The following is an 11,823-nucleotide window of genomic DNA, read 5'->3' on the forward strand; positions in this document are numbered from 1 at the left end:
ATGTATATTTACGGAAAAAACATTGTAAAAGAAGCAATAATAAACAAAAGAACAATTTATGAACTATATTTAGATAATAAGTTTAATGATAATAACTTTTTAAATTTATTAAAAGAACATAATATAAAATATAGTTTTAAAGATAAAGGAGAGTTAAATAATCTCTCAGAAAATGGTGTACATCAAGGTGTAGTTGCTGGGATCAAACCATATGAATATAAAAACTTAGAAGATATCTTAGATAGTTCAAAAAGACAAAGATTTTTAATTCTAGATGAAATAACTGATCCACATAATCTAGGAGCAATTTTAAGAACTGCAGAAGCAACAAATCTTGATGGAATTATTATGAGTAAGAAACATCAAGTTCCACTAAATGGAACGGTTGCTAAAGTATCAAGCGGAGCAATTGAACATGTTAATGTAATCTTAGTTGGAAATATTAATCAAACAATTACCAAATTAAAAGAAAATAATGTCTTAGTAGTAGGAACAAGTGATAAAGCAACTAATAGTTATTTAGAAATACCTAAAGATTTATCGGTTGCGATAATTCTTGGAAATGAAGGGACTGGCATTCGCCATCTAGTTAAGGAAAACTGTGATATCTTAGTTAAAATACCAATGTACGGTAAAGTAAACTCATTAAATGTTAGTGTTGCAGCAGCCTTAATGTTATATGCATCGTTATAATGATTATGAACTAATTTATTTAGTTCAAAATGAAAACTGTGAAGAGGCATTTAAAAAGCTCTTAGGGAAATATAAACTAATGATCTATAAAAATATTTATCAATATAATCCTGATAAATTCTATTTTGATGATTATCTTCAAGAAGGGTTAATGTTAATGAATAAAGCAATTAACATTTTTGAAGAAAGAAGAGGCAAAACATTTACTAGATTTTTTGAACTAATTTTAAAAAGAAAAATCTTTGAACTAAACAGAAAAAAACCATTATATGAAATATATGATGATTTTGAGATGTTTCCTGATAAAGAACAAAGTATAGAAGAGATCGACACAGAACATTTAACAAAATTTGAGAACATTGTATTTAATAAATATTTTGTTGAAAATCAAAATATTTCATATATTGCTGAAGTTGAAAACAAATCGGTAAAACAAATATATAATGCAATTTATCGAATAAAAAATAAAATTTAAATATTTATGTTATAATATAAAAGTATATTTGACTATGTCATTTAAAAATGTTAGAATACATTTGCGAATGACCACAAAAAAGGTGGTTTTTTAATGCGTGAAAAAATAAAATTAATTTGTACTGAATGTTTAAGTAGAAATTATGACACAACTAAAAATAAACAGACTAATCAAGAACGTCTAGAAATTAACAAGTTTTGTCCAAAATGTAACAAACATACACTACATAAAGAAAGCAAATAGGAGGCAGCTATGGCTATTAAAGAAAAAGAAATTGAAAAAAAGAGTAAATTAAGAGAAATCTTAATGACTGAATATCGAGGAGAAAATTTAGTTCTTCTTATATTAGCAGTTTTATCTGCAGCATTGTCACTGATCATTATTATTAATAAAGGACCAATCTCAATTGATGAATCATTCCCAATCTTAGGAAAGAGAACAAATCAATTAATATTTGCTTGGGTACTATTTGGTATCTCAATGTTAGGTGTAGGTTTAGTTGCAGCACCATTTGTCGCTCCTGCTATTCCAGAACTTAAGAAAATTAGTTGGGCAAAATGGCCAGAGTTTTTAGATCACAGTGTTAGAGTATTAATATTTATTTTATTATTTATTTTTGTAATTTTTTCATTTGATATTATTGTATTAAAACTTCATGACATTATAGGTATGAAATAATGGCTGAAAGAAAACGTTGGTACATTGTTCAAACATATTCTGGTCAAGAAAACTCAGTTAAAAAAGACTTATTAAGAAGAATTGACAGTATGGGTATGAATGATTTAATTTTTGAAGTTATCGTACCAGAAGAAACAATAGTTGAAACAAAAGCAGACGGGACAGAAAAAGAAAAAATTAAACAAATGTTCCCTGGATATGTTTTCGTTCAAATGATCGATAAAGAAGATTCATGGTTTGTTGTTAGAAATACACCAAAAGTTACAGGTTTCCTAGGATCATCAGGTGGTGGAACAAAACCAGTTCCGCTAGAAGATGCTGAAATGGATGCTATTTTATATAAGATAGGTGTTAAACAAAAACCAACATTTGAACACTACTTAAACAAAGAAGTTGAAATTATTAGTGGTACATATAATGGCCAAATTGGTAAAGTATCACAAGTTAATGCTGATCAAAATATCGCGATAGTAGAAATTCAGTTTTTTGGTAGAGCAACTCCAGTAGAAGTTGAAATCGAAAGTCTTAAAATTTTAATCTAAAAATATAAAAGCAGGTTTAATCTGCTTTTTTTGTTATAATAGTATAAAGGGGTGATTGAATGAACAAACTACTTAATAGATTTTATTATATGTACTATCTTTCTTATGCACTAACAACAATCCTGATATATAATGAAATGAATATTAAAACTACTCCTTTTCATTTTTACTCAGGATTTATAATATTACTAATTTCAACATTTATCTTATTATTTTTCGAACATAAAATAGGAAAGAAGAGTTTTATCTTTAGTTTATTTCATGTCCTTATATGTTTATTACTTCCAGTGATGATTTTAATTGATTTGGATCTTTTAAGTAAAATAATTATATTATCAGGAATTTCAGTAATCTTACTTGCAAAATTTATCTATGCATATAAATTTAATGGTGTAAAAATGGATATTAACAATCTAAACCTAATACCCAAATTACTAGCTTCAAACTATCTGATTGTATTTGGTATCAACTTACTATTTAAACATCTATTTTATTTAACAATTTTTTACTTACTATTTAATTTAGTAATTGAGCTAATTTTATATATTAAAATAAGACCTTATAAAAATGGTTATGAAATGAACTTAGTAATGTCTATTATAGCAATAAGTTTAGTGTTTGCCTTAACTTATATAGGTGATTTAGATACGATAAATAGGTATAGTTTTAATATTATACTAAATCTAATAGTACCAGTTCAAGCGATTATAGTAGCGATTTACAGCATTTATCTTAATAAGAAAAAAGTTATCGAACTAATGAGTATAATGACAGTATAATTTAATAATGACAAAGACTATACCAAAAGAGATCTTAAGATTTCAAAAAGTATAGTCTTTTTATTTTTACTAAGAAATTGTAATTGAATTTTAAAAAACTCTAGATATTCATAACATAACACAAAAAACTGCAATAGCAGTTAATTTAAAATAGATTAAGATTTAAAAGATTATTTATTTAACTTTTCGTAAACTTCTTTGGGAACTAATTGACGCGCTTCGCAGTGTGGACAAAACTCAATAGGAAATGCCAACTCACCACTAATAATAGCTGGCTTGATTAGAAAAAAGTAAATATTTACTAATTCATTATATGCCAAAGATTGCATGTTAATTATTTCAAAAATACCAGGGACACTAAAAAACTCATCAATAGTTGTCTTAGAATAAGGATTAGCTATATTATATTCTTTTACAATATTCATTTTTTGAGTGATAGCCATTTTTGTTTGATAGGTATTAAAGTATTTATATTTAGTCATTAAAATTTATTCATTCATATTTACCCAAATATGACATGTCTAAATTTAGAATCATTACTTGACCACAAGGACAAAGTAATGGATCATATTTATAGGTGTTCTTAATCATTATACGCCATTTATTAGAAGTTTTAGATTTAGCAAGTTCTAATTTATCAAATAGTTTTTTCTTTTTAGTTAAACTGTATGAAGACCGGTTAGCATAAAAACCGTAATATCTTAGGACATGGAAACCTTGATCTGGTATATGTCTAACAAGTTTAGCAATAAAATCATAGACGGACTCAGTAATAACAATTTGTTTTCTTGGAGCTTCATGAGGAGTGTAGGTCCAAGTAACTAATATTTAAAGTATCAAGAGCTAATATATTAGATTGAGCAATAGGTGGATGAGAAGCATATCTGGAAATATAGTTCGCGGCATCCTTAGCAGTTTTAATATGAGAAGAATGATTCTTACTTGCAGGACCATAAACATAGAAACCATCCTTGTATTCTTTATGAATAGAATTTCTTAAGATATTAAACTGTTTATATAAAACTTTATCACCATGTTCTTTTAAAATATCATTGGCATTAACTAAGAAACGGTACATAACGGTTTTTTTAAGTCTACTAAAAGGGAAGTAGAAAATATTTTATGTTTACCTAATTTATCAACCGTTCTTTCAACAAGTAAAATATGTAGATGTGGATGAAGGTTAAGAGATCTTCCTCTAGTATATAAAAAAGCAACATAGCCAACTCTAAAACCAGCCTTAGCAGCAAGAGCTAATGAAAGTTTATTTAGATTTAAATAATTATATCTATTTTCTAACATACATTAAGTATAAATATTTGGGATAAAAAACCAAAAGGCGAGAACTCTCCACTAGTGAAAGTTATTTAACCTTTTATTTTAAGTGAATTTCAATCAAAAAGAAAAATACTTTTATAAATTAATATTTATATAGCTTATTATGAAAGAATTTAAGGATGATTATCTATATTAGATATAATATCGATATGAAATCAAGTTATAAAGATATAACAAAAAATCAAATTCGATATGAAATAGTAAAGGGAGCTTCATTATGGAAAATATTTTTTTAGTTGAACATAAATTTTTATCCAAGGAGCAGTATGATATAAAATGTAAAATTAGATTAGGTAAAATAGTAAGTTGGATAAAGGAGTATTTAAAATGTTATGATTTTGAAAACAATACTAAAAGATATGATTTATTTATAGAATTATATATAAGTCAAAATAAAAAGAAATTATCAGATATTTGTGTTTTATTTTCAATGTCAGAAAGCAAACTTTATTTAGAAAGAAATAAATTTAGAGCCTTATTCAAAAAGTGCATTATACCACAAAATTAAGATAAAAATCGGTTAAAATTTAACCGATTTTTTTAATTATATGGTGCTAAAATCAAAACATAGAGGAGTAAAAAAGGAGGTGAAAATATGAAGATTATTGGGATAAGAGGAAGTAAGGGGAAAAGCACAGTTGCTAAAATAACTATAAAATACTTATTAAATAAGAGGTATAAAATAGGATATTTTAATGGGAAAGAATTATTAATATATAAGAAAAATAAAAAAAATATTTATGAAGTTAATAATTACAAAGATCTTTTAGTGTCAAAAGTAGAATACTTAATTGTAGAAATTCATTATGAAAGTATACTTTATAATTTAGGACTTGAGTTAATTAATTATGATTTAGTATTAGAAACAAACATCATTGAAACAAGTTATTTAAATTTTGGTATAAAGGAGAATTTTTATCGAGCATTAAAAATGTTGGAAAATTTAAATGCAATAGTAAAAATTCAGTCAAAAGATAGTTTAGATGATATAGAAATAATAAGAAACAATACTAATGGGTTGATTTTTAAATATAAAAACTTGAAATATAAATCAAAGTTAATAACAAGTTTAAATATTGAGAATATAAATTCAGCGATAAAAATCCTTGAAAAATTAGAAGTCTATAACTCTCAAAGATTTAGAAGAATAATAAAAAAAATTCAATTTAAAAATACGTTAGAGGTAAAAAAAACTAATAATAAAACTATTATTTTTGATCGAGACTTAATTAATTTGCCGATAACATTAAAAAGTATCGCAGAAGCAATTAATGATTATAATTATGAAATAGTTTATGAATTATCTGAGTTAACCAGTAAGGATGAAGAGCATTTAAAGTTAATGTATAAAGAGTTAAAAAAATCATTACATGTCTATATATTGTTGAAAGACGAACTTAATCAAAAAACTAATTTTAGGGATACGATAAACAAAGCTTTTAATAATAGTTCTTTTAGTTTTGAAATAATAAATAAGATCAATCAAAGTATATTAAAGAATAAAAAAAGTGATTATTTAATAATACTAACAAATATTAGGGAAGGGGAATAATTAATGGAAGAATTAGAAACAGTATTAAGTTATATAAGCACATCGCTAATAGTAATAGTAGCAATCATTACATATTTGATGAAATTAATTAGTAATTTGAGAGAAATTAAAAAATTAAAGTCAAATGAGTTAATTTCAGAAGAGCTTATCCGTTTAATTAGTTTGGCTGAAGAATTATTTGATAAAAGCACAGATAGAAAAAAATTTGTTACTACAAGACTAGAGAGATTTGGCAAAGAAAATAAAATAAAATATGATATTAAAAAAATTGATGAAGAAATAGATGAAGTAATTAAATTTACTAAGAAGGTAAATTATAAAACTAAGGATGGATTAATAGATGGAAATTAAAACAGTTAGAGAAATATATTATGATAATTTAAAGACAGGACTTTATAAAGTTTTTGATAATGAAGAAAATTTAAGATTTAATCTAGGGGCGGGAATTGTTTATATAATAGTTTTAGATCAAAATATTACAAAAAAAGATTTTTCATATCAGTTAGCTTTAAAAGATAATAATGTCTATTTTAGAACAAGTAAAAATGATTTTAATTTAAAATTTGTAGATACTTTAGCAAAAATTAATTTTATAAATGAAAGACTATTTAAAATTGAAACAAAAGACTTTAATGATGATATCAAGATTTTTTTTGAAGAGTTATCGATTAAAGAAATAAAAAATGATATTAGTAATAAGATATTTATTGAATATACAAATAATAGTTTAGATAGTATTAGCCCTTTTTCAAGTAAAAATAGTGAAACTATAAAATCAATTGTAAGTCCTTTTTCAAAGGGTGATTCTTATAATAATATAGATAGTTATAGTTCATTTTTAGAAAATGAAAAAGCAATTTTCTCAAGAAATGTATCAGCTTCACCATTTAAAATTGTTAGTAAAGGTGAATATCTAAGCTTAAATGAAGACGATAAAGAACATAACGAGTTATATATAATCAATGAGGGTAATCTAGAAGTTAATCCGATAAATAAATTTGTCTTAATAACATTTAAAGATGAAGTGGGAAATTTAATTAAATCTAATAAAGTTGAAAAGAATACAAATGTTATTTTTCCTTTAGTAGAAACATTCAGTAAAACCTCAGATGTATGGGATTATAGAAGAAAATATAGAATATTTAGAAATTGGATTTTTGATAATAAAATGGTATTTTCTCCAATAATTGCTGACCGTAATAAAGAGGTAATTGTCACATACGATCATATAACAACAAGCAATTATTACAAAATTAAAATGACAGGAAATATACAAAAAAGAATGGATAATTCATTTGAAGTAATTTCTGATAGATTATTTTTTGTAAAAACAGAAAATTATCTAGGTTATCAAATAATTCCAGAAGTAGTATTTAGTGGATTAAATCAAGATAAATATGTTTTTAATTTAGACTTTAAAATAAATGGTTTAGTCAGCAAACCAGGGAGAACGGAAATTATACCACTAAAAATCACACTATATCAGGATGAAATTCATAGATCAGAGTACGGGAAAATAGAATTAGATGTTATCGTAATACACGAAAGTAATAGCTCATCGGGGGATTAATAAAATGAATAAACTAGAAATACTTAAAAATAAATTTTTAAACGGAAATGAATCAAGAATTCTAAATAGAATTAGTGAGAAAGAATCGAATAATATTATGTTGAGAAGTGTAAAAAAAGACCCAATAATTATAGGAATAAGTGGTAGCAAAGGCAAATCAACCATATCATACTTAATCCATAATTACCTTAAAAAAGAGGGATATAGATCAATGCTTTACTCAAGCATAGGAATTGACTCAAGGGCATCATTTAATATTATTGATGAAGAAGTTGAAAATCCAATAGTAGATACACAAATGATTTTAGATATTGTTGAAGAAGCAATTGAATATGATGCAGAATATATAATAATGGAAGTAAATGAAAGAGCGATACATAAAGGTTATACTAATAATTTTCCGTTTGATATAAGGTTATTGTCAAATATAAGAGATACACATAATACTTATTTTTATAATAATTATAGAGAAACAAAAATTAATTTTTTTAAAGAAGCATCAAAGGAGACAACGTTAATCTTTAATGCTAGTTCTAAAGAGACATTTGAGGAGCTTTATAACATAAACTCAAATAAAAAAATAACTTATATGTCAAACTATGTAACGAACGAGAAAGAGATTGACAGAAATAAAGTGGATTATTTTGTTACAAGTAGTGAAGAACAGATGGATAGTGTAGAGGGGTTAAGATTTGAAGTAAATGAAGAAAGTTTTAGCACAAATATGTTATATTCGCATAATGCAATTAATATTGCCGGGGTTATTAGTGTATTAAAAGAAATAAATATCTATGATTATAATAAATTTGCTGAATATATAAAAAGTATTACTATTCCGGGACGAGATGAAATAATTAATCTTAATAATAGAAAAATAATAATCAATACTTCAATATCGCCACAACTTAAAAGATTAAATAGTTATAAAGTAAGAGGAGAATTTAATAAACTTCATCTACTAGTGGGGGCAGTGGGATTAGGATATAAATACTGGATTGATGAGTTTGGAGAAGAAAAGTTAATTAGGGAGAGAGAATTATCAATAAGTTATGCCTTTAATTATCTAAAAAAATATGTTGATAGCGTAACTATTACTACAAATGATTCTGGTGATACAAATAAAGAGGAATTGATAAACTATCAAGCATCGTTTATAGATAATGGAATTGAAGTTAAAAAAGAGATTGATCGCACATCAGCAATTAAAAATATTCTCATAAATTCTAGTGATGGAGATTTAATATATATATCAGGAAGAGGAAATAGAAGAGTGATGTGTGACTCAAAAAATGATTACGTATTACATAAAGATAAAGAGGTTTTATTAGAAATATTAAAAGAGATTGGGTGGGTATAAAAATGGAAACAGTACAAAGGAATTTCATAAATGAGCCTTCAACAAATAAAAGAAACTTATTAATTCCAACAACAATATTAGGTGACATAACAGAAGTTTTAAACTATAAAACCGGGGAATTACAATTTATGCTACCTGATATAAAGTTAAGTAAAAAAATAATGATCCCTTTTAGAGGAGTAGTATCAAGTAAAAACAATACTAATATTTTTGGTACAGGAACAACAATAAATATTTTTTACTCAATAATAAAATTGAATGCATCTACAATTAATGTAATAGATTATTTAGGGATAGAATTAGAATATATTAAAGAAAGCAGAGAAGCAACAGAGTTTATTAGAAAAGAAAATGGAATCGAAAGTAAAATTATTATTGAAAATGGGAAATATATTATGACCGAAGGTAACATAGTTACAACATTTGAGAAATACAACAATAATTTATATAAAATTTCTAAATTGCAAGATAAAAATACAATTGATCAATCGGTAATAGAGTATGATGACTCTAATAGTAAAATAATAATTTACAATAATTATTCAGATAATATAATAATTGAGAAAAAAAATGATTTGATAACAAAAATAACTAATGAAAAAGAAGACTACGAGATGAGATTTATTTATGGTAGTAATAATTTAATTAGTAGAATTTTCTCTTATCAGCTCTCAAATTATGATGAATCTACGTATAAGGATGAATATTTAAGTGATACTAAAATATTATGGATAAAAAGTGATGATAACTTTTATATAAAAAGTATTAAAGACAAGTTTGGAAGAGAAATAAATTATGAGTATAAAAGTTCAAATGTTGATTCTTTATACAAACTATATAAAAAAAGTGTTATAAATGGATTAACATCGTATTTAACCTATAATTATTTTGATGATAGAATAGTAGTTGAAGATAATTTTTCTAACATCAAAACCATTTATTTTGATATTAATAATAATTTTTCTGCAACAAAAGAAGATAACCATACAATTATGAATTATAACTATTTTCATTTTGATGATAAAAATGAAATACTATTTGCAGAACCAAAAAGCATAAATAACTTATCAAAAAATTATCTAGTTAATGGAGATTTTTATGAAAAAGTAGATAGGTATATGAGACCTAAACATTTCAACTTCACAAACATAGATTATATATTTGATACTGTTGTAAATAACAACTTTGGTTATACTGAATTAATTAAGGGGTCTTTACTAAGAATTGGTGGAGTTCAATCAAATACTGATCCTAGTAAAATTAAAGTAATAAATCAAATAATTAAACTTGAAGAAACGCATGAGGAAAAATTAAATATATTTAGTTTTTGGTATCATGGATCCGACACAAATGACCTTGAAATCCTAGTAAATAATAAAGTTATTCCACACTCTGTTGTATCATATAAAAATGGTTTTAATTTTATAACAACAGCAGTTACTTTAAAGTATAACGAAAAAGAAATTGATTTATCTATAAAATATAAAGGCAGTGAGACTGTATATTTTGGAGATTTGAGATTAAACAAAATTGGTGGTCCTGAATACAAGATAAATAGACTTGGTCAAATAGCTAAGACAGATGAAGAAACAATTGAATATGATGATTTGGGAAGAGTTATTAAAGTATCAAAAGATGATGAAGTCTTAATATATACTTATAATCTAAACGGTAGATTAGTTAATGTTAGAGATGAAAAATCACTATTTATGATAGGTTATGAATATGATAACAAAAATAATATAACACTTTCAACAGTTAGAGATAAGGATGGGATAGTTAAAACTAATCAAACAACTTATGATTCAATAACTGAATTAATAACATCTGAAAAAAACAATGATGATTTAGAAACAAGATACTATTACGATAAAAGTATGAGGCTTAATAGTATTATTGATTCAAGTGGTTTAAGCACAAACTATAAATATAACTATCTAAATGAACTAACAGAAACAAGTTTTAAACTAAACAATTTAGAAGAAACAAATAATTTTATATATGAAAATGATTTAATTAAAAATGTTAAAACCAATAATAACGAGTCATTTGAGTATGATTATGATAATTATAAAAGATTAACTAAAGTGAGACTAAATGGATATAATCTAGAAGAAAGAACATATCAAACAATTATCAATAATCAATTAACTAATTTAGTCTCAGAACTTAAATACGACAATAATAATGTATATAGTTATAATTATAATAGTAAATTAAAACCAATAAAAATTAAATATAATAATGTTTTAGAAGCAGAATTTGGGTATGATGCCTTTGGTAGAATAACTGAAATTAACGATATAGCAAATAATCATAGTAAAGAAATTAAGTATGAGGATGTAAATATAATTAGTCAAATTATATCTAATAACGGAAGAGATAGGTTAACCAGTAATTATACTTATGATGGATTAGGAAGACTAAGAAAAAGAGTTAATGAATTAAATGGAATTAATTATAACTATACCTATAATAATAAAGAGATAGAAAATGGTAATAAAAAAATCTATATGACTTTACACAAAGGCGAATCTAATAGTACAAATCCCTCTATTCTAATTGAAAGTTTTTATGATAAGGAGGGAAGATTATCTAAATATAAAAGAAATACATATTATTCTGTTTTTGAGAATAATTATAGTTATTCTAGTTATAATAAAACTAATACAATAATAGAGAAAACCGGAAGCATTAATAAAATATATACATTTGATGAGATGGGTAACCTAACTCATATCGTAAGACTAAACAACAACTTATTTATGGACGGGATAATATATGAATATGATGAGTTTAAACGATTAATTAGTGAAAGTAAATATAATAGTAATAATCA

The 11,823-nt window shown here is 24.6% G+C and carries 16 protein-coding genes; 12 read left to right on the forward strand and 4 right to left on the reverse strand.

From position 1 onward, the window contains the following. The 6 genes from rlmB (at nucleotide 1) to T352_RS0105010 (ending at nucleotide 3,167) form a co-directional block, all read left to right on the forward strand. Nucleotides 1–693 carry a 23S rRNA (guanosine(2251)-2'-O)-methyltransferase RlmB gene (gene rlmB / locus T352_RS0104985; protein WP_026392015.1) on the forward strand — a complete coding sequence of 231 codons (693 nt, stop codon included), beginning with the start codon at nucleotides 1–3 and terminating at the stop codon, nucleotides 691–693. Beyond that, the gene (locus T352_RS0104990; protein ID WP_026392016.1) at nucleotides 680–1,168 is read left to right on the forward strand and encodes a sigma factor; all 489 of its coding nucleotides are present in this window, start codon (nucleotides 680–682) and stop codon (nucleotides 1,166–1,168) included. Before rlmB ends, T352_RS0104990 begins: the two co-directional genes overlap by 14 nt. Nucleotides 1,169–1,261: 93 nt before the next feature. After that, nucleotides 1,262–1,411 (forward strand): 50S ribosomal protein L33, encoded by a 150-nt coding sequence (rpmG, locus tag T352_RS0104995; protein WP_026392017.1) that lies wholly within the window; start codon nucleotides 1,262–1,264, stop codon nucleotides 1,409–1,411. A 9-nt stretch (nucleotides 1,412–1,420) separates the two neighbouring features. Further along, a complete protein-coding gene (locus T352_RS0105000) occupies nucleotides 1,421–1,846 on the forward strand; it encodes a preprotein translocase subunit SecE (RefSeq protein WP_026392018.1) in 426 nt (141 codons plus the stop codon). Continuing rightward, complete coding sequence (nusG, locus tag T352_RS06630; protein WP_035345393.1) at nucleotides 1,846–2,388, forward strand: transcription termination/antitermination protein NusG; 543 nt, start codon at nucleotides 1,846–1,848, stop codon at nucleotides 2,386–2,388. The genes T352_RS0105000 and nusG overlap by 1 nt, the downstream gene beginning before the upstream one ends. Nucleotides 2,389–2,447: 59 nt before the next feature. After that, a complete protein-coding gene (locus T352_RS0105010) occupies nucleotides 2,448–3,167 on the forward strand; it encodes a hypothetical protein (RefSeq protein WP_026392019.1) in 720 nt (239 codons plus the stop codon). Between the two features lie 170 nt (nucleotides 3,168–3,337). Here T352_RS0105010 and T352_RS0105015 read toward each other — a convergent pair whose 3' ends face one another. Genes T352_RS0105015 through T352_RS07385 form a run of 4 tightly spaced genes read right to left on the reverse strand, consistent with a single transcriptional unit; the run spans nucleotide 3,338 to nucleotide 4,469 of the window. Then, on the reverse strand, nucleotides 3,338–3,649 hold the full coding sequence (locus T352_RS0105015; RefSeq protein WP_026392020.1) for a hypothetical protein: 312 nt from the start codon (nucleotides 3,647–3,649) through the stop codon (nucleotides 3,338–3,340). Nucleotides 3,650–3,659: 10 nt separating this feature from the next. After that, the gene (locus T352_RS07425; RefSeq protein ID WP_162151213.1) at nucleotides 3,660–3,995 is read right to left on the reverse strand and encodes a transposase; all 336 of its coding nucleotides are present in this window, start codon (nucleotides 3,993–3,995) and stop codon (nucleotides 3,660–3,662) included. Beyond that, entirely contained in the window at nucleotides 3,964–4,245 is a 282-nt protein-coding gene (locus tag T352_RS07380; RefSeq protein ID WP_162151212.1) for a transposase, read from the reverse strand. Before T352_RS07380 ends, T352_RS07425 begins: the two co-directional genes overlap by 32 nt. Beyond that, nucleotides 4,230–4,469: a transposase gene (locus T352_RS07385; protein ID WP_026392021.1), complete on the reverse strand. Its 240-nt coding sequence runs from the start codon at nucleotides 4,467–4,469 to the stop codon at nucleotides 4,230–4,232. Before T352_RS07385 ends, T352_RS07380 begins: the two co-directional genes overlap by 16 nt. Nucleotides 4,470–4,722: 253 nt before the next feature. On the opposite strand from T352_RS07385, the gene T352_RS0105025 reads away from it, so the two are divergent. The 6 genes from T352_RS0105025 to T352_RS0105050 form a co-directional block, all read left to right on the forward strand. Beyond that, on the forward strand, nucleotides 4,723–5,013 hold the full coding sequence (locus T352_RS0105025; protein ID WP_026392022.1) for a hypothetical protein: 291 nt from the start codon (nucleotides 4,723–4,725) through the stop codon (nucleotides 5,011–5,013). Between the two features lie 87 nt (nucleotides 5,014–5,100). Next, nucleotides 5,101–6,057 carry a hypothetical protein gene (locus T352_RS0105030; RefSeq protein WP_026392023.1) on the forward strand — a complete coding sequence of 319 codons (957 nt, stop codon included), beginning with the start codon at nucleotides 5,101–5,103 and terminating at the stop codon, nucleotides 6,055–6,057. 3 nt (nucleotides 6,058–6,060) lie between these two features. Further along, nucleotides 6,061–6,408, forward strand: coding sequence for a hypothetical protein (locus T352_RS0105035; protein WP_026392024.1), 348 nt, complete (start codon nucleotides 6,061–6,063; stop codon nucleotides 6,406–6,408). Next, nucleotides 6,398–7,627 (forward strand): hypothetical protein, encoded by a 1,230-nt coding sequence (locus T352_RS0105040; RefSeq protein ID WP_026392025.1) that lies wholly within the window; start codon nucleotides 6,398–6,400, stop codon nucleotides 7,625–7,627. The genes T352_RS0105035 and T352_RS0105040 overlap by 11 nt, the downstream gene beginning before the upstream one ends. Before the next feature lie 4 nt (nucleotides 7,628–7,631). Then, the gene (locus tag T352_RS0105045) at nucleotides 7,632–8,984 is read left to right on the forward strand and encodes a Mur ligase family protein (protein WP_026392026.1); all 1,353 of its coding nucleotides are present in this window, start codon (nucleotides 7,632–7,634) and stop codon (nucleotides 8,982–8,984) included. A gap of 2 nt (nucleotides 8,985–8,986) precedes the next feature. Continuing rightward, nucleotides 8,987–11,823 (forward strand): RHS repeat domain-containing protein (locus tag T352_RS0105050; protein WP_026392027.1); only part of this gene is annotated, 2,837 nt, incomplete at its 3' end.

The sequence above is a fragment of the Haploplasma modicum ATCC 29102 genome (assembly GCF_000687835.1).
Taxonomy (GTDB): Bacteria; Bacillota_I; Bacilli_A; order Acholeplasmatales; family Acholeplasmataceae; genus Haploplasma; species Haploplasma modicum.